We start from the raw sequence: 18074 nt of genomic DNA on the forward strand, positions 1-18074 counted from the left end.
CTAGGGATGTTCATCGTCGGCCAGCGCCTCGCGGAGGGCCCGCATGGCCTCCTTGCGCTGGCCGCGCGGCGTCCGGTCGAGGATGAGGACGCCGTCGAGGTGGTCGAGCTCGTGCTGGATGACCCGCGCCTCCAGGCCGCTCGCCTCGATCGACAGGGGCTCGCCCCACTCGTCCTGCGCGGACACCCGGACGTGCACCGGGCGCTCGACGTCGACGTGGATGGCGGGCAGGCTCAGGCACCCCTCCTCGAGCCATTCCTCGTCCTTGGAGGACCACTCGATGACGGGGTTGACGAGGACGTTCAGCGGCGCGCCCTGCACGACGCGGTAGACGAAGAGGCGCTGCAGCAGGCCGACCTGCGTCGCGGCGAGGCCGACGCCGAGCGCGTCGTCCATCAGCTGGCCCATCGCCTCGGTCTGGGTGCGGAGGGCGTCGTCGAAGCGGGACACCTCGAGCGCCCGCGTCTTCAGGACCGGGTCGCCCCACTTGCGCACGCGCTTGAGCGCCTCCCGGCGGCGCGCCATGACCTCGGGGTCGGGCGCGGGCGGCGGGGAGACCTCGATGTCGGCGGGGTCGAGCTCCTGCAGTTCCTGGTCGGCCATTGCACCTTCCAGGGTACCGGCGGGACGCCCGCGCCACCGTCCCGTGACGGGCTACTGGGGGTCGACGTCGACGCTCAGCGCCACGCCGCGGTGCTCGCGCCCGCCGGCGACGCCGTCGACGACCCCGCGGACGAGCGCGATCGCCGCCGTCCGGTCGGACGCCTTGACGACGAGCTGGGCCCGCTCGCGACCGCGCAGGCGGAAGAGCCGCGCCGGCCCGAGGATCTGCGCGCCGGCGCCGGAGTCCGGCTCCCCCTCGCGCAGGCCGGTCGCGATCGTCGTCGCCGTCCTGAGCGCCGCGCCGGGCGCCTCCGCGCCGCAGACGACGCGGATGAGCGTCGCGAACGGCGGGTAGCGCAGCGCGCGCCGGCGGCCGAGCTCCGCGCGGAGGAAGCCGTCGCTGTCGTGCTGCGCCGCGAAGCGCAGCGACTCGGCCTCGGGATCGAGCGTCTGCACGAGGACGCGGCCGCCGGCGTGTCCGCGCCCGGCGCGCCCGGCGAGCTGCGTCACGAGCGCGAACGTCCGCTCCTCCGCCCGGAAGTCGGGGAAGCGCAGCGTGCTGTCGGCGTCGACGACGACGCCGAGGTCGACGTCGGGGAAGTCGTGGCCCTTGGCGACCATCTGCGTGCCGACGAGGATGCCGCGCTCGGCGCGCCCGAAGGCGGCGAGCACCTGCGCGCCGCGCCCGACGTCCGCGTCGAGGCGGAAGACCGGGACCCCGGCCTGGGCGAGGTCGTCGGCCAGGCGCTCGGTGCCCGTGCCGTGGCGGGCGATCGAGACGCCGCCGCACGTCGGGCAGCGCCGCGGGACGGGCTCGCGGTGGCCGCAGTGGTGGCAGGCCATCTCGCGCTGGGCGGCGTGGAGGACGAGCGTCACGTCGCACTGCGGGCACTCCCACGCGTGCCCGCAGGTCTGGCAGTTGAGGAAGTTCGACCAGCCGCGCCGGTTGAGGAGGACGATCGCTTTGCGCGCCCCCATGAGCGCCGCGTGCGTGTCCGGGTGCAGGGCGTTCGGGGCCGAGCGCATGTCGACGATGCGCACCGGCGGCATCCCCTGGCCGTCGACGCGCTCGGCGAGCTGCAGCCGCGGGATCGCGTTGATCGACTCGGGCCGCGGGGTCGCGGAGCCAACGACGAGGACCGCCCCGGCGGCCGCCGCCCGCTGCGCGGCGACGCCCCGGGCGTCGTAGCGCGGGTCGCCCTCGTGCTTATAGGAGCTGTCGTGCTCCTCGTCGACGATGACGAGCCCGAGGTCGCGCAGCGGGGCGAAGACGGCGCTGCGCGGACCGACGCACACCCGCGCCTCGCCGCGGTGCAGGCGCATCCACTCGTCGAGGCGCTCGCCGGCCGAGAGCTGCGAGTGCAGGACGGCGACCGTGTCCCCGAACCGCTCGGCGAAGCGCGCGACGATCTGCGGCGTCAGGCCGATCTCGGGGACGAGGACGAGGACCGACCGGCCCGCGGCGAGCGTCCGCTCGGCGGCCTGGAGGTAGACCTCGGTCTTGCCGCTCCCCGTGACGCCGTGCAGCAGCAGCTGCTCGCCGGGTCCCGCGGCGGTGAGGCGGTCGATGGCGGCCTGCTGGGCGACGGTCGGCCGCGGGCGCTCGCGGACCGCGCCGACGGAGACCTGCAGCGGGACCCGGCGCACGACGCGCGGGACGATCGCGACGAGGCCCCGGCCCTCGAGGCGGCGGAGCGCCGCCGTGTCCCCGCCCGTGAAGCGGGGCAGCGAGTCGAGCAGCGCGCGCTGGGCGCCCGTCAGGCGGACCTCGGGGTCCCGCGCCGCGTCCGTCGCCTCCGCGTACAGGGCGGTCTTCGCACGCGCGCCGCCGGGCGGGAGCATGAGCTGGAGCGCCCGGGCGGGGGTCGAGCAGTACTCGTCGGCGATCCAGAACGCGAGGTCGACGAGCTCCGGCGGTAGCGCCGGCTCGACGACCTTGCGCACGTCCACGACGTCGTGCTCGCTGTCGTCCGCCAGGCCCGTGACGACCGCGGGGACGTCCCGGTGGCCGAACGGGACGACGAGCCGCGTCCCTACGACCGCCCCCTCGGGCGCGCGGTAGTCGAACGGCCCACGCAGCGCGCGAGCCGTCGTCAGCGGCTCGACCTTCACCACGCGGGACACGGGGGCGAGGATAATGGCCGCCATGGACCTCCACCCCGGCGAGCAGATCCTCTTCGCGGGCCGTCCGTCGTGGCGGTCGATCCTCGGCTTCTACGTCCTCGGCTTCCTCGGGGCGATCGTCGTCGGCGCGATCGTCAAGGCCGTCGACAAGACCGGCAGCGGCGTCCTCGCGTTCCTCGTGATCTTCGCGCTCGTCCTCCTCGTCGGCTTCCTCAAGCGCATCGGGACGACCTACACGATCACGAGCGAGCGGCTGCACATCCGCCGCGGCCTGCTCTCCCGCTCCGTCCAGCAGACGAAGCTCGAGCGCGTGCAGAACGTCAACACCGACCAGTCACTCCTCGAGCGCATCCTCCAGATCGGCACCGTCGACTTCGACACCGCGGGCACCGACGACTCGGACTTCACCTTCTCCGGCGTCGCGAACCCCGACGAGGTCGTGGCGGCGGTGGACCGGGCGCAGCGGCTGGACCCACCGGCGGCCTCGTAGGGCTGCCGCCTTCGCGGTGACGGGCGCCGACGTCCCCGGCGGCCGGGACGGCGGAGTCGGAGGCCGCCGGGCGTCCGCGGCGCGCTGCCCGCGAACGGGAATGCAGCCACTGTCGCTGAGCGACAGTGCCTGCATTGTCGTTGTCCCCGGCATCCGCAATCCGCGGTAGACGCACGAAGGGCCGCCCGCGCAACGCGGACGGCCCCTCGGCGCGGCAACAGCTTGTGAGGAGGCCTACAGCCCCGCAGCCGCCCGCAGCGCGTCGGCCTTGCCGGTCTTCTCCCACTCGAAATCGTCGTCCTCACGGCCGAAGTGGCCGTAGGCGGCGGTCTTCTTGTAGATCGGCCGGTGGAGCTTGAGCTCCTCGCGGAACGAGCCGGGCCGCAGGTCGAAGTGCGTGTCGACGAGCTCGGCGATCTTCGCGCGGCTGACCTTCTCGGTGCCGAACGTCTCGACCATGACGGAGACCGGGTGCGCGACGCCGATGGCGTAGGCGACCTGGACCTCGGCGCGGTCGGCGAGGCCGGCGGCGACGATGTTCTTCGCGACCCAGCGCGCGGCGTAGGCGGCCGAGCGGTCGACCTTCGACGGATCCTTGCCCGAGAAGGCGCCGCCACCGTGGCGGGCCATGCCGCCGTAGGTGTCGACGATGATCTTGCGGCCGGTCAGGCCGCAGTCGCCGACCGGGCCGCCGATGACGAAGACGCCCGTCGGGTTGACGAGGTAGTTCGCGTTCGTCCTGAGCTTGGCCTCGTCGTACATGTCGGCCGGGATGACCTTCGTGACGACCTCGTTCCAGAGGTCCTCGCGGATCGTCTTCTGCGTCGTGTCCTCGCCGTGCTGCGTGGAGATGAGGACCTTGACGACCTCGACGGGCTTGCCGTCGACGTAGCGGACGGTGACCTGGGTCTTGCCGTCGGGGCGCAGGTAGGGCAGCGTCCCGTCCTTGCGGACCGCCGACAGGCGGGCGGCGAGCTTATGCGCCAGCGAGATCGGGAGCGGCATGAGCTCGGGCGTCTCGTTGGAGGCGTACCCGAACATCATCCCCTGGTCGCCCGCGCCGGCGATGTCGAGCTCGTCGGTGCCGCCCTCGGAGCGGACCTCATGGGCCTTGTCGACGCCCTGCGCGATGTCCGGCGACTGCTTGTCGATGGTCGTGATGACCGCGACGGCCTTGCCGTCGAAGCCGTACTCGCCCTTGTCGTAACCGATCTCGCAGACCGTGTCGCGCACGAGCTGCGGGATGTCGATCCACGCGTCGGTCGTGATCTCACCGGACACGACGACGAGGCCGGTGTTGACCAGCGTCTCGCAGGCGACCCGGGCGTACGGCTCCTCGGCCAGGATGGCGTCGAGGATCGTGTCCGAGATCTGGTCGGCGATCTTGTCCGGGTGACCCTCGGTCACGGACTCGGAGGTGAACAGGTACTCGTTATCGGCGAACTGAGCCATCGGGGCCCTTTCAAATCGGACGCTACGTGCACGGAAACCGAGCCCCCAGGGCGAGGTTTCCGCTGGTTCATGGCAAGGAGAGGAAAAGCTCCAGGGTGGATTCGTCTCCGGCGGAGGACGAGCGGACCCCGACAGACCGGAGCCGCTGGAGGTCGCGTTGGACCGCCACGTAGGCCCTGCTGTCGTTCAGCCCCGTCTGCTCGCCCAGCCGTAGGAGCTGGTTGAAGTCGAGGAAGCCTAGCGATGTGACCGGTCCGGAGACCTCTCCCACCGCCCCGCGCCACGCCACGGTGTCCGTCAGGCGGCGTGTGCGGTCTCGGACGGCGGCGATGCCGGAGGAGCGGGTCGACACCACGACGAGCCCCCGCACGACCGCGTAGTCGATCTCGATCCCGGCGCCCGGGCGCAGGCGAAAGCCGTCGCCGACGACCTTCCACTCGGGCACCGGTCCGCCGGTCGGGGCGAGCAGGCGCGCGATCTTCGGCCGCGCGGCCGCGAGCGTCTTCGCCGCGGCGGCCGGGTCCGCCGGCCGGGTGATGAGCGACAGCACCGGCGCGGGGGTCGCCGCGGTGACGGTCACCGCGACCTGCCCCGCGAAGACGCCCGCCAGCGGCGCGAGGTCGGCGCCGGCCCGCGCGAGCAGCGGCGCGAGGCCCGCGGCGCCCGCCCCGGCGATGCCGAGCAGCCGCGTCGCGGCGCCGGGCAGCCCCTGGACGGCGAGCATCCCGAAGGCGCTCGCGGGGACCGCGTCCTGGATCGTCGGGGTGAAGGACGTGAAGGCCCCCGCCGCCGCCGAGGACGCCGAGCGGAGCGTCCGCAGCTCGACCTTCGCGCCGTGCGCGCCCGCGGCCGTCACCGCGAGCGCCGTCGCGACGAGCCCCGGCTGGTCGAGCAGCGTGCCGGCGGCGCCGAGCAGGCCGCCCTGCGGCGCGAGCAGGCGCTCCACGCCGGCCTTCGACGCCCAGGCGTCGGCCACGCGGTCCTTCGGCAGCTCGGCGAGCGTGCGCCGGTAGCCCGCGACGTCCGCCAGCGCACGGCCCTTCCCGGCGGCGAGCCGCTTCGCGATCGGGAGCGTCTGCGCCTGCCCGATGACGAGGAAGCGGCCGAGCTTCGTCGTCTGCACCCCGCCGCACGTGCGGTCGGGCGCCTTCGCGTCCGATCCGGTGTCGACGTAGACGAGCGAGCCCGCGGTGCCGCCGCCGGTGTCGACGAGGGCGAGCGCCGCCTCGTGGCCGTCGCGCAGCGCCGAGGCCGGGAGCGGGCAGCCGGGCGCCGACAGCCGCCGGATGATGCTGCGGCGCTCGCGCTCGAAGCCCGGGAAGGCCTTTGCGAGCCGCGCGGCGTCGGCCGTGCCGGAGCGGCCGGTGTCGGTCGAGAGGTGCAGGTAGACGAGCGCGTCCGCCGGCACCAGGCGGGTCGCGAGCGCAGCCGGCGGCCCGCCGGCGCCCGTCGACCCACCCCCACGGAGGAGCAGGACGGCGAGGAGGACGAGCACCGCGAGCGCCGCCGCCGCAGCGGCGAGGCGCCGGGGCTCACTCGTCCAGGTCGTCATCGCCCGAGTCGTCGTGACCGTCCTCGTCCTCCCACTCGACGAGGAAGCCGACGTCGGCCGACTCCTCGAAGGTCTCCTCCTGCACGCCCTTCAGGCGGTCAGCGCGATGGTCGCCGCCCGGCGCGCGGCGCCCCGACCCGCGCTCGTTGAAGTCGATGATGACCGGCACGCCGTCCAGGCCGTAGCGGGCGCGCAGCCGGTTCTCGACGAAGTAGGCGTAGTCGCGCGTCACCCGGCCCCGCGAGTTGACCTGGATCGCGAAGCGAGGCGGGCGCTCGCCGATCTGGGCCATGTAGATGAGCTTCAGGCGGTGGCCCTGCTTCGCCGGCGGCTGCTTCGTCTGCGTCGTCTCGGCGAGGAAGCGGTTGAGCTCGGGCGTCGGGATGCGGCCGGTCATGCGGTCGCCGAGGACGATCGCCTCCTGCAGCACCCGGGCGACGTTGCGGCCGGTCAGCGCGCTCGCGGTGAGGACCTTCGGGCGCAGGCGGAGCTTGCGCGTCGCCTTGGCCCGCTCGTGGATGAGGTCCTCCTCCGTGAGGCCGAACTCGTCCCACTTGTTCAGGACGAGCGCGGTCGCGCACCCCTCCTGCATCGCGAGCTCGGCGATCCGCAGGTCCTGCGCGGTGATGCCGTCCTCGGCGGAGCAGATGACGAGGGCGACGTCGGCGCGCTCGACGGCCCGCTGGGAGCGCAGCGTCGTGAAGTACTCGACCGACTCCTGGACCTTCGCCTGGCGGCGCATGCCGGCGGTGTCGACGATGACGAGCTTGCGGCCCTCGAACTCGAACGGCAGGTCGATCGTGTCGCGCGTCGTCCCGGCGACGTCGGAGACGATCACGCGCTCGGAGCCGAGCCACTGGTTGACGAGCGTGGACTTGCCGACGTTCGGGCGGCCGATGAGCGCGAGGCGGACGATGTCCTCGTCCGGGGCCTCGTCGTCCTCGGGCAGCAGCTCGGTGAGCCGGTCCAGCAGGTCGCCGGTGCCGAGGCCCTGCGCGGCGCTGACGGCGACGGGCTCCCCCATCCCGAGCGCCCAGAACTCCCCGGTCGACGGGATGTCCTGCGCGGAGTCGATCTTGTTGACGGCGAGGACGACGGGCAGCTTGGAGCGCCGCAGCAGGTCGGCCATCTCCTCGTCCCCGGGCCGGATGCCCGCCCGCGCGTCGACGACGAGCATCGCGACCTGCGCGTCGGCGATCGCCGCCTGCGCCTGCTCGCGGATCGAGCCCGAGATCGGGTCCTCGTCCTGGAAGTCCATGCCACCGGTGTCGATGAGCGTGAAGCGGCGCCCGTTCCACTCGCACATGACCTCCTTGCGGTCCCGCGTGATGCCGGCGCGCTCGTGGACGACGGCCTCGCGGGTCTGCGTCAGGCGGTTGACGAGCGAGGACTTGCCGACGTTCGGGTAGCCGACGACCGCGACCTTCATCGGACCGCCCCCACGAGGCCGACGATGCGCGCGACGACCTCGTCGATCGCGAGGCCCGTCGTGTCGACCTCGACGGCGTCGTCGGCGGGCTTCATCGGGGACGTCTCGCGGCTCGCGTCGCGCTCGTCCCGCTCGGTCAGCTCCTGCACCGGGATCTCGCGGCGCCGGGCGCGCTCCTCCGCGGACGCCGTGAGCCACACCTTCACCTCGGCGTCCGGGGCGACGACGGTGCCGATGTCGCGCCCCTCGGCGACGAAGTCGCCGGTGGCGATGATGCGGCGCTGCGCGGTGACGAGCGCCTCGCGGACGGCCGGGTCGGTCGCGATGCGCGAGGCGACCTGGCCGGCCTCGGGCGTGCGGATCGTGTCGCTGACGTCCTCGCCGTCGAGCAGCACGCGCTCCCCGTCGAAGCGGATGTCGAGCGTCGCGGCGTCGACGTCGGGGTCGACCGCCGCGCGCAGCCCGACGCACCGGTACATGGCACCGGTGTCGAGATAGGTGAAACCGAGGGCCTCGGCCACCGCGCGGGCGACCGTGGACTTCCCGGCCCCGGCGGGTCCGTCGAGGGCTACGAGCATCTGAACTCGTTGATGATGGCACGGCGGTGCCGTGCGCCCGCCTGCGGTCCGCACTCAGGAGGACGGCAGCAGCGCGGCCATGTCGTCGGCGAAGCCGGGGTAGCTCACGTCGGCGGCGTCCATTCCGACGACCTCGACGCCCTCCTTCGACGCCATGCCGGCGACCGCGCCGAGCATCGCGAGCCGGTGGTCGCCGTGCGAGTGGATCGTGCCACCGCGCAACCCGCCGGTGCCGGTGACGACGAAGCCGTCGTCGGTCGCCTCGAGCTGCCCGCCGAGCGCGTTCAGGCCGTCCACGACGGTCTGGATGCGGTCGGACTCCTTGACCTTCAGCTCGGCCGCGCCGCGGACGACGGTCTCCCCCTCGGCGAAGCACGCCAGCAGCGCGACGAGCGGCAGCTCGTCGATCGCCAGCGGCACCTCCCACGGCTCGACGGTCGTCCCGACGAGCGGGCCGGCGGTGACGTCGAGGTCGCCGATCGGCTCACCGGCCGTGAGCGGCGCGCCGTGCTCCTCGAGGTCCCCGATGATGATGGCGCCCATGCGCTGCGCGATCCGGACGAAGCCGGTGCGCGTCCAGTTCGTGTTGACGCCGCGCAGCAGCAGCCGCGACTTCGGGACGAGGATGCCCGCCGCCATCGCGAAGGCGGCGCTGGACAGGTCGGCGGGGACGACGATCTCCTCGCCGAGGACGAGCTCGTCCTGGTTGAGGACGGTGACCGCGCCGTCGGCCCGGTGTACGGGGACGCCGGCCGACAGGAGCATGCGCTCGGTGTGGTCGCGCGAGGGCTCGGGCTCGCGGACGGTCGTCTCGCCGTTCGCCGTCAGCGCGGCGATGAGGATGCACGACTTCACCTGGGCGCTCGCCACCGGCAGCGTGTAGTCGATGCCGGTCATGCGCCCGCCGTGGACGATGAAGGGCGGGAAGCGCTCGTCGGTCGCCTCGATGTGGACGCCCATCCGGCGCAGCGGGACGGCGATCCGGTCGACCGGGCGCTTCCGGATCGACGCGTCGCCGTCGAGCGTGTAGGCGCGCCCCTCCTGGGCGGCGAGCCAGCCCGGCAGCAGGCGCATGAGCGTGCCGGCGTTGCCGACGTCGATCGTGCCCTCGGCCGGCGCCGCCTCGCGCAGGCCGGTCCCCCGGATGACCATGTGGTCCGGCTGGGTGTCGATGAGCGCGCCGAGCTGCCGCATCGCGGCGAGCGTCGAGTTCGTGTCGGCGGCGTCGAGGTAGTTGCGGACGCGGACGGGCTCGGAGGCCATCGTCCCGAGGAGCGCCGCCCGGTGGCTGATGGACTTGTCGGCGGGCGGCGTGAGCTCGCCGCGGAGCCGGCGGACGGGGTCGAAGCGGACGGTGGTGGGCGTCATGTGACGGGAAGGTCCTTCGCGGTGATGAGCTGACGAGCGCGTTCGGCGTCGGCCGCCGCGACCCAGAGGCCGACCTCGCCGGTCTGCCGGTCCGGGGACGGCGCGAGCGACATGTCGGAGATGTTGATGCCGGCGTGACCCAGGGTGAGCGCCAGGTCGGCGACCACCCCGGGGACGTTCGGGACGGAGACGCGGAGCTCCTGCTGGGGCCCGCCGTCGAAGCCGACCTCGAGCAGCGCGCGGCGGAGCTGCTGGGCCTCGGCCTGCCACGCCTCGAGGTCGTGCAGCCGCCCGCGGACGTCCTGCAGCGCGGCGATCGTCTCGTCGAGCTGAACGCCGATGGCGGCGGCGTTCGCCGCGTAGATCTGGCCCCAGAGCAGGGGATTCGCGCCGGCCACCCGGGTCGCGTCGCGGAACGACGGGCCGGTCGCGGGGAGCGTCTCGCCCCCGAGCGCCGCCGCGGCCTGCTGCACCATGACGTTCGCGAGGACGTGCGGCAGGTGGCTGACGGCGGCCATGAGGCGGTCGTGCGCCGCCGCGTCGATCGCGACGGGCGCGGCGCCGAGCGACGTCACGAAGCGGTGCAGGCGCTCGTACCCGACGCCGGACGAGGCCGCGGTCGGCGTGAGGTACCAGGTGGCGCCGTCGAAGAGGTCGGCGCGGGCGTGGGCGACGCCCGCGGTCTCGGCGCCCGCGAGCGGGTGCCCGCCGACGAACACCTCCGTCGGCGCGGCGGCGACGACCTCCGCCTTCGTGGACCCGACGTCGGTCACGATCGCCTCGGTCCCGGCGACGGCGGCGCAGGCGGCGGCGACGGTCGCCGTCAGGGCGGCGAGCGGGACCGCGACGACGACGACGTCGGGGGCGAACGCGCCGATCGCCGGGATTCCCGGGGCGACGTCGTCGATGACGCCGGCGGCCAGGGCCTGCTCGACGGCCGCGGGGTCACGGTCCCAGCCGAGCACCCGCACACCTTCGCGGCGGCGGGCGGCGAGCGCCACCGACCCTCCCATGAGCCCCACACCGAGGACGGCGACGCGCACGCTCGTGACCTGCCTTCGACCCGTGTCCGTCGCCGTCCGCGCGCGCCTAGGCCGCGACGCCGCCGACGAGCTTGCCGGCGATCCGGGCGGCCTGCTCGACCTTGCGCAGGTAGTCGGGGAAGTCGTCGTTGCGCAGCTGCTGCGGGCCGTCGCAGACCGCGTTGTCGGGGTCCGGGTGCACCTCGACGATGATGCCGTCCGCCCCGACCGCCGCGGCCGCGAGGCTCAGCGGCTCGACGAGCGCGCGGCGCCCGGCGGCGTGCGAGGGATCGACGATGACCGGGAGGTGCGTGAGCTCCTTCAGGACGGGGATCGCGGTGAGGTCGAGCGTGAAGCGGTACGCCGTCTCGAACGTGCGGATGCCGCGCTCGCAGAGGAGGACCTTCTCGTTGCCCTCCTTGAGGATGTACTCGGAGGCGTTGAGCAGCTCGTCGAGCGTCGCCGACAGCCCGCGCTTGAGCAGCGCGGGGACGCCGGAGCGCCCGATCTCCGTCAGCAGCGTGTAGTTCTGCATGTTCCGGGCGCCGATCTGGATGACGTCGGCGACCTCGGCGACGGCCTCGACGTCGCGGACGTCCATGAGCTCGGTGACGATCGGCAGGCCGGTGCGCTCCTTCGCCTCCGCGAGCAGCCGCAGGCCGTCCTCGCCGAGGCCGTGGAAGGCGTACGGGCTCGTGCGTGGCTTGTACGCCCCGCCGCGGAACATCGTCGCGCCGGCCGCGAGCATCGCGTCGGCGCTGGACAGCAGCTGCTCCCGCGACTCGACGGTGCACGGGCCCGCGATCATCGCGAAGTGGTCGCCTCCGACGAGGCGGCCGCCGATCTCGAAGGTCGAGCGCTCGCGGCGCTCGCCGCTCGCGAGCCGGTAGGGCCGGCCGGGGACGTCGGGCTCGGCCGCCGGGGCCGGGTCGGGCTGCTGCATCACGGTCGTCATCGGTGCGTCCTTTGCGTGTTCGTCTGCCTGAAGAGAGTACGTGCGGTCTGCTGCTGTGGACGTCGGCGACGTCCACCCGAGGTGGCGCTCGACCCGAAGGCCCGAGGAAGGGGCGACCGAAGGGATCAGCCGACCGAGCGCCTAGCTAAATCGCCAGGACCAGGCATACGCATAGGTCACGCCGACGACGCGCGCGACGGCCGGGCGGCCGCTGCAGGTGCTGCGCGAGGTGTCGGCGTGATGCGCCATACGACGGGTGCATCATGACACATCGCCGCGGCCCGCCGTGCGATCCGCAGGCTCACATCCGGTGAATGTGGATTCACGGTTGCGAGGCAACCGTGAATCCACATTCACCGCGTCGCTCAGCGGCCGAGGACGTCGGCGAGCGCGGCGATGAAGCGGTCGTTGTCGCGCGGCGTGCCGTACGTCACGCGCAGGTACCCGGCGCGCCCCTGGCCGGTCCCGCCGCGGATGAGGACGCCGCGCTCGGCGAGGCCCTTGACGACATCGGCCTCCTCGGGCCCGTCCTCGGGCAGCGCGAACCAGCAGAAGTTCGCCTGCGAGGCGGCCGGCTCGAGGCCGAGGTCGTTGAGCGCCGACTCCATCTCGACGCGGGCGACGACGGTCCGCTCGACGCGCTCGGCGATGACGTCCTGGTGCTTGAGGGCCTCGATCGCCGCGGCCTGCGCCGGGATCGAGCAGAAGAACGGCTGGCGGATGCGGTCGACGGCCTCGACGAAGCGCGGGTCCCCGCACAGCGCGTAGCCGACCCGCAGCCCGCAGAGCCCGTAGACCTTGCTGAACGTCCGCAGCAGGACGAGGTTCGGATGTCGCTTCAGCAGGTCGACGGAGGCATCGGGGTCGTCGAGCGTGTTGAACTCGCAGTACGCCTCGTCGAGCAGGATGCAGACGTGGCGCGGAACCGCCTCGACGAAGCGGGTGATCTCGTCGAGTGGGAGGGCCGTCGAGGTCGGGTTGTTCGGGTTGCAGACGATGACCAGGCGCGTCGCGACCGTGATCTCCTTCAGCATCGCGTCGAGGTCGTGCTCGTGGGCGTCGTTCAGGGGGACACGGATGCCGGTGGCACCGGTCGCCGCCTCCAGGTACGGGTAGACGCTGAACGCGGGCCAGGCGTAGACGACCTCCGCGCCCGGCTCGAGCAGGACGTCGCCGGCGGCCATGAGCAGGTCGCAGCTGCCGGCGCCGATCGCGATGCGGGCCGCCGGGACGTCGAAGCGGTCGCTCAGCGCGCGGCGGAGCTTCGTGTTCGTCGGGTCGGGATAGCGGTTCGCGTTGCCGATGACGCCCTCGATGGCCCGGAGGACCTGGGGCAGCGGCGCGTCCGGCACCTCGTTGGAGGCCATGAGGACGATGTCCTCGGGCAGCGCCTGCGCCCCGGACATCGGGTAGGCCGGCGTCCGCTCGACCCGCTTGGAGAACTCGATCGCCATCGTCCGGCCGCCCCTACTGCGCCGACTCGAGGTCGAGCCGCAGCGCCCGCGCCTCGCCGAGGTAGACGTGCTTGGCCTCGTGGCTCTCGTCCGCGTAGTAGTGGATGAGGACGCGGATGACGCGCGGGAGCGAGCCGGGCACCTCGACTTCCTTCGCGCAGAGCAGCGGGACGCGGTCGAAGCCGAGCTGGCGCGCCGCGACGGCGGGGAACTCGGCGTCGAGGTCGGCCGTCAGCGTGAAGATGCAGCTGACGACGTCGGCCGGGCCGATCTGGTTGCGCTTCATGATCTCCCGCATGAGCCACGACGTGGCGCCGAGGATGGCCTCGGAGTCGTTGCGGTCGACGGACGAGGCACCGCGGAGGGCGAAGAGACGCATCGGGGCCATTCTGGCACGCCGCACCGCGGCGGTCGCGACCGGCCGCGGCGAGGGTCAGTCGGGCCCGGCGGCGTCGCGGAGGCGCTGGACCTCGGCGGCGGACAGGCGGCGGACGCCGCCGACGGCGAGGTCGCCGAGGCGCAGCGGGCCGATCGCGATCCGCGTGAGGGTCACGACGGGGTGCCCGATCGCCTCGCACATGCGCTTGACCTGGTGCTTGCGGCCCTCGTGGATCGTGATCTCGAGGATGCCGGGCTTCGCCTGGCGCACCTGCGCCGGCGCCGTGCGACCGTCCTCGAGGTTCAGACCCTCGCGCATCCGCCGGAGCGACCCCTCGGAGACGGGCAGCTCGCGGACCTTCACGCGGTAGGTCTTGGGGACCTCGAAGGACGGGTGCGTGAGCTTGTGCGCGAGATCGCCGTCGTCGGTGAGGAGGATGAGGCCGGTGGAGTCGGCGTCGAGGCGGCCGACCGGGTAGAGGCGGTGGTCGGAGTCGACGAGGCCGACGACGGTCGGGCGGCCGTGCGTGTCGTGCGCGGTGGAGACGACCCCGGCGGGCTTGTGGACGGCGTAGACGACCCGCTTGCCGGTGAGGGGCGTGAGCAGCTCGTCGTCCACCGCGATGCGCTCGCTCCCGTCGACGTCGCGGGCGGGGTCGACGACGGTCTTCCCGTCGATCGAGACGCGGCCGTCGCGGATGAGCACCTCCGTGCCTCGGCGCGAGGCGACACCGGCGTGGGCGAGATGCTTGGCGAGGCGCATGGCGCAAGGGACTGTAGGGCGGCGGCGGGGCTCGGCGGCGCGACCCTGCCACGATGTGGGCGTGGATCTCGCCCTCCTCGACAGCACGCTCGCCGACCTCGGGCAGCCCGCGTTCCGCGCCAGGCAGGTGTGGACGTGGACCGCGCGCGGCGCCGAGAGCTACGACGAGATGACCGACCTGCCCGCCGCGGTCCGGCGCGAGCTCACCGAGCGCGTCCCCTTCAGCACCCTCGAGGTCGAGCGCGAGTCGCGTTCGCAGGACGGCACGCTCAAGGTCCTCCTGAGCACGCACGACAACCGTAAGATCGAGGCGGTCCTCATGCGCTACAAGGACGGCCGCGGGTCCGTCTGCCTCTCCTCCCAGGTCGGCTGCGCGCTGACGTGCACGTTCTGCGCGACCGGCCGGATGAAGTTCGCCCGCAACCTCACCGCCGGCGAGATCCTCGACCAGGCCCTGTACTTCCGCCGCCGCGCCGACGTCACCAACGCGATCTTCATGGGCATGGGCGAGCCGATGATGAACCTCGACCACGTCCTCGCCGCCGCACGGCGCCTCCCCGACATCGGCATCAGCCACCGTCACACCGCCATCTCGACGGTCGGCTGGATCCCCGGCATCGACCGCCTGACGGAGACGAAGGAGCCGATCCGCCTCGCGCTCTCGCTCCACGCCGCGGACGAGGACCTGCGCAGCGCGATCATGCCGGTGAACGACCGCTACCCGCTCGCCGACGTCCTCGCCGCCTGCGCGCGCTTCTACGCCGTGAAGAAGCGCCAGGTCTTCGTCGAGTACGTGATGCTCGAGGGCATCAACGACCAGCCGCACCACGCCAAGGAGCTCGCGGCGGTCCTCGACCCGAAGGTCTACAAGGTCAACCTCATCCCCTACAACCCGACGGACTCGATCTACGACGGGTCCTCGCGCGAGGCCATCGCGGCCTTCCGGGACGTGCTCGTCGCCAAGGGCATCGGGGCGACGATCCGCCTGACGCGCGGTCAGGACATCGACGCCGCGTGCGGGCAGCTCGCGGTGAAGGCGGGGGCGGTGTAGGACGGCCGGGGTGCCGGCGCTTGCGGCGCCGGCGCGAGTGGGGTCGGTCGTCGACCGGCGCGAGGCGCACGAAACGCACGTATGACGTGGTGTTCGTGCGGGTCCCCCACGCCGCGGCGCGCGGACGACCGCTCAGTCGTCGGGGTCGTCCGCCGGCGGCGGCACCAGGCGCACGCCACCGAACGGCGCGGGGCCGGGCGGCACCGGGGCCGGCGCCGGGGGACGCAGCGGCGTCGGCGCCACGGGCGCCTCGCCCGCGTCCGGCTCGCCGTCGTCGTCGGGAGCGCCGTCCACCACGACCGACGGCGGCTGCGACGGCGCGGGCGCGATGCCCGCGCGCGCCTCGCCCGCGCGGAGAAGGCGGTCGCGGAGGTCGGCGGCCTCCTCGGGCGTCGGGTCCCAGGCGGAGACGTCCGGTAGGTCCTTGATGGACGCGAGGCCGAAGAGCTTCAGGAAGAGCGGCGTCGTGCGGTAGAGGATCGCGCCGAACTGCGAGCGGCCGGCCTCCTCGATGAGGCCGCGCTCGAGCAGGGTGCCGGACGCCGAGTCGGCGCTCACGCCGCGGATGCGGGTGATCTCCGGGCGGGAGACGGGCTGCAGGTAGGCGACGATCGAGAGCGTCTCGGCCTGGGCGGGCGTCAGCGGCGGCGTGCGCGGCTTGGCGAGCAGGCGCCGCGCGGCGTCCTCCGCCTCGGGCGCGGTCGCGAAGGTCAGGCCGCCCGCGACCTCCTTCAGCTCCATCCCGCGGCGGCCCGGGCGGTAGGTCTCGCGCAGCAGGCCGAGGGCGCCGTCGAGCTCCTCCCCCGTGCAGTCGCAGGCCTCCATGAGCGCCTTGCCGGGGACCGGCTCGGGCGAGACGAACAGCAGCGCCTCGACGGTGCGGGCGAGCTCGTCGAGGTCCGGGCCCTCGCCGTCCGCGGCCACGACGGGCTCCTCGCCGGCCACGGCGCTCATGCGGTCGCCGCCTCGGGCCGGTCGAGGGCGTGGCGCTCCGGCGGGCGCGGCGTCGCCGGGGAGATCGCGATCTCGCCGAACGGCTCGTCCTGGATCCACGTCGCCTCGCCCTGCTTGTAGAGCTCGAGCAGCGCGAACAGCGTCACGCAGACGGTGACGCGGTCGGCGTCCTTGACCGCCTCGGAGAACGTGCACGCCCCGCGGAGCAGCATCGAGCGCAGGTGCGCCAGTCGCTCGGCGACGCTCACCCGCGGGATCGTCAGGTGGTCGAGCTTCACCGCCTCCGGCATCCGCAGCAGGCCGCCGAGCGCGGCGCCGAGCTGCGAGGCCTCGTAGACCGCCGCCGGGTCGGCGTCGTAGGTGACCTTCTTGAGGAAGGCCGGCGGGGCCGCGCTGCGGTAGCGGTAGCCGTGCTCGCCCGCGAGCCGCTCGGCGAGGTGGTCGGCCGCCTGGCGGTAGCGCTTGGCCTCGATGAGCCGCGCGAGCAGCTCCTCGGCCGCCTCGCCGGGCCCGATGTCCTCGAGCAGCTCCTCCTCCTCGCGGGGCAGCATGAGCCGGGACTTCAGCTCGAGCAGCGCGGCGATGAGGACGAGGAACTCGGTGGCGACCTCGAGGTCGAGCTCGCCCCGCTCCTGCAGGAAGTCCATGTAGCTGATGACGACGTCGGCGAGCTCGACCTCCAGGAGGTCGACCTCCTCCTTCAGCACGAGGGTGAGGAGCAGGTCGAACGGGCCGGAGAAGACCTCCAGATCCAGCTCGAGCTCATCGATGACGCGGGCCACGTCGAGGAAGCTACCGGGGGCCCCGGTCGGCTTCGCCGGACGAGAACCCGCTCCGCGCCTGGGTTTTCCGCAGTTTGCGGGGTTCCTCCGGCTACGCGCCCGGCCCGATTCCCATGACCGCGCGCACGTCCTCGAGCGTCTCCGAGGCGAGGGCGCGCGCCTTCTCGGCCCCGGCCGCGAGCGTCGCCTCCAGGCCCGCCTCGTCGGCGCGCAGCGTCTCGTACCGCTCCCGCACGGGCGCGAGCATCTCGTTGACCGCCTCGGCCACGGCGACCTTCAGGTCCCCATAGCCACGCGCGTCCGCCAGCGACGCGAGGGCCTCGTCGACCGTCGTCCCGCGCGCCGCGGCGAGGATGTCGACGAGGTTCGTCACCCCCGGCTTGTCCGGGCCCACCCGGATCTCGTTCTCCGAGTCGGTCACCGCGCGCTTGCACTTCTTCAGGATCGTGGCCTCGTCGTCGAGGACGAAGATCCGCCCCTCGTCGCCTCCGACCGACGTCGACATCTTCCGCGTCGGCTCCTGCAGGTCCATGATCCGCGCGCCGACGGCCGGGATCCGGTGCTCGGGCACGACGAGGACCTCCTCGCCCTCGGGCGCGAAGCGGGAGTTGAACCGGCGGGCGCACTCGCGCATGAGCTCGACATGCTCGCGCTGGTCCTCCCCGACCGGGACCTCGGAGGCCCGGTAGGCGAGGACGTCGGCGGCCATGAGCACCGGGTAGAAGAGGACGCCGGCACCGATGAGCTCGCGCGCGGCGCCCGACTTGTCCTTGAACTGGTGCATGCGGTTGAGCTCGCCGACCGCGGTGACGCTCGTGAGCAGCCAGCACAGCTCGGTGTGCTCGCGCACGTCGCCCTGGCGGAAGAGGATGCAGCGCTCCGGGTCGAGCCCCGCCGCCAGGAGGATCGCCGTCGTGTCGAGGACGCGGGCGCGCAGCTCGGCCGGCTCGTAGGCGACGGTGATCGCGTGGAGGTCGACGATGCAGTAGATCGCCTCGCCCCGGTCCTGCCCGGTGACGTACTGGCGGATCGCGCCGATGTAGTTGCCCAGGTGCTTGCGGCCGGTGGGCTGGATGCCGCTGAAGATCCTCGTCATACGCCCCCTGACGCTACCGGTCC

17 protein-coding genes are annotated in these 18074 nt (G+C 73.3%); 2 read left to right on the forward strand and 15 right to left on the reverse strand.

Annotated features, from left to right (window positions below; all coding sequences use genetic code 11):
- Positions 1-603, reverse strand: a complete 603-nt coding sequence (gene def / locus NBH00_RS17425) for a peptide deformylase (RefSeq protein WP_254569866.1) — start codon at positions 601-603, stop codon at positions 1-3.
- A 51-nt stretch (positions 604-654) separates the two neighbouring features.
- Positions 655-2727: a replication restart helicase PriA gene (gene priA, locus NBH00_RS17430; protein ID WP_254569867.1), complete on the reverse strand. Its 2073-nt coding sequence runs from the start codon at positions 2725-2727 to the stop codon at positions 655-657.
- A gap of 22 nt (positions 2728-2749) precedes the next feature.
- Here priA and NBH00_RS17435 point away from each other — a divergent pair, with 22 nt between their 5' ends.
- The gene (locus tag NBH00_RS17435) at positions 2750-3217 is read left to right on the forward strand and encodes a PH domain-containing protein (protein WP_254569868.1); all 468 of its coding nucleotides are present in this window, start codon (positions 2750-2752) and stop codon (positions 3215-3217) included.
- Between the two features lie 234 nt (positions 3218-3451).
- Here the strand turns inward: NBH00_RS17435 and metK are convergent, their stop codons facing one another.
- From metK to NBH00_RS17485, 10 genes are all read right to left on the reverse strand, one after another.
- On the reverse strand, positions 3452-4669 hold the full coding sequence (gene metK, locus NBH00_RS17440; RefSeq protein WP_254569869.1) for a methionine adenosyltransferase: 1218 nt from the start codon (positions 4667-4669) through the stop codon (positions 3452-3454).
- 67 nt (positions 4670-4736) lie between these two features.
- Entirely contained in the window at positions 4737-6221 is a 1485-nt protein-coding gene (locus tag NBH00_RS17445) for a hypothetical protein (protein ID WP_254569870.1), read from the reverse strand.
- The gene (der, locus tag NBH00_RS17450) at positions 6202-7650 is read right to left on the reverse strand and encodes a ribosome biogenesis GTPase Der (protein WP_254569871.1); all 1449 of its coding nucleotides are present in this window, start codon (positions 7648-7650) and stop codon (positions 6202-6204) included. Before der ends, NBH00_RS17445 begins: the two co-directional genes overlap by 20 nt.
- Positions 7647-8228 carry a (d)CMP kinase gene (gene cmk, locus NBH00_RS17455; protein ID WP_254569872.1) on the reverse strand — a complete coding sequence of 194 codons (582 nt, stop codon included), beginning with the start codon at positions 8226-8228 and terminating at the stop codon, positions 7647-7649. The genes der and cmk overlap by 4 nt, the downstream gene beginning before the upstream one ends.
- Positions 8229-8282: 54 nt before the next feature.
- Positions 8283-9596: a 3-phosphoshikimate 1-carboxyvinyltransferase gene (gene aroA / locus NBH00_RS17460; protein ID WP_254569873.1), complete on the reverse strand. Its 1314-nt coding sequence runs from the start codon at positions 9594-9596 to the stop codon at positions 8283-8285.
- The gene (locus NBH00_RS17465; RefSeq protein WP_254569874.1) at positions 9593-10639 is read right to left on the reverse strand and encodes a prephenate dehydrogenase/arogenate dehydrogenase family protein; all 1047 of its coding nucleotides are present in this window, start codon (positions 10637-10639) and stop codon (positions 9593-9595) included. Before NBH00_RS17465 ends, aroA begins: the two co-directional genes overlap by 4 nt.
- Before the next feature lie 46 nt (positions 10640-10685).
- On the reverse strand, positions 10686-11573 hold the full coding sequence (gene aroF / locus NBH00_RS17470) for a 3-deoxy-7-phosphoheptulonate synthase (protein WP_254569875.1): 888 nt from the start codon (positions 11571-11573) through the stop codon (positions 10686-10688).
- Between the two features lie 365 nt (positions 11574-11938).
- Entirely contained in the window at positions 11939-13027 is a 1089-nt protein-coding gene (locus NBH00_RS17475; protein WP_254569876.1) for a pyridoxal phosphate-dependent aminotransferase, read from the reverse strand.
- Positions 13028-13040: 13 nt separating this feature from the next.
- Positions 13041-13406, reverse strand: a complete 366-nt coding sequence (gene aroH, locus NBH00_RS17480; RefSeq protein WP_254569877.1) for a chorismate mutase — start codon at positions 13404-13406, stop codon at positions 13041-13043.
- A 54-nt stretch (positions 13407-13460) separates the two neighbouring features.
- Positions 13461-14168 (reverse strand): pseudouridine synthase, encoded by a 708-nt coding sequence (locus NBH00_RS17485; RefSeq protein WP_254569878.1) that lies wholly within the window; start codon positions 14166-14168, stop codon positions 13461-13463.
- Between the two features lie 61 nt (positions 14169-14229).
- On the opposite strand from NBH00_RS17485, the gene rlmN reads away from it, so the two are divergent.
- On the forward strand, positions 14230-15219 hold the full coding sequence (rlmN, locus tag NBH00_RS17490; RefSeq protein ID WP_254569879.1) for a dual-specificity RNA methyltransferase RlmN: 990 nt from the start codon (positions 14230-14232) through the stop codon (positions 15217-15219).
- A 132-nt stretch (positions 15220-15351) separates the two neighbouring features.
- Here rlmN and scpB read toward each other — a convergent pair whose 3' ends face one another.
- The 3 genes from scpB to trpS all read right to left on the reverse strand — a co-directional run bounded on the left by scpB (position 15352) and on the right by trpS (position 18051).
- Positions 15352-16173 carry an SMC-Scp complex subunit ScpB gene (gene scpB, locus NBH00_RS17495; protein WP_254569880.1) on the reverse strand — a complete coding sequence of 274 codons (822 nt, stop codon included), beginning with the start codon at positions 16171-16173 and terminating at the stop codon, positions 15352-15354.
- Positions 16170-16955 carry a segregation and condensation protein A gene (locus NBH00_RS17500; protein ID WP_254569881.1) on the reverse strand — a complete coding sequence of 262 codons (786 nt, stop codon included), beginning with the start codon at positions 16953-16955 and terminating at the stop codon, positions 16170-16172. Before NBH00_RS17500 ends, scpB begins: the two co-directional genes overlap by 4 nt.
- Positions 16956-17046: 91 nt before the next feature.
- Positions 17047-18051, reverse strand: coding sequence for a tryptophan--tRNA ligase (gene trpS / locus NBH00_RS17505; protein WP_254569882.1), 1005 nt, complete (start codon positions 18049-18051; stop codon positions 17047-17049).
- Between the last annotated feature and the right edge of the window lie 23 nt (positions 18052-18074).

This window comes from Paraconexibacter antarcticus (assembly GCF_024220175.1).
Lineage (GTDB): Bacteria > Actinomycetota > Thermoleophilia > Solirubrobacterales > Solirubrobacteraceae > Paraconexibacter > Paraconexibacter antarcticus.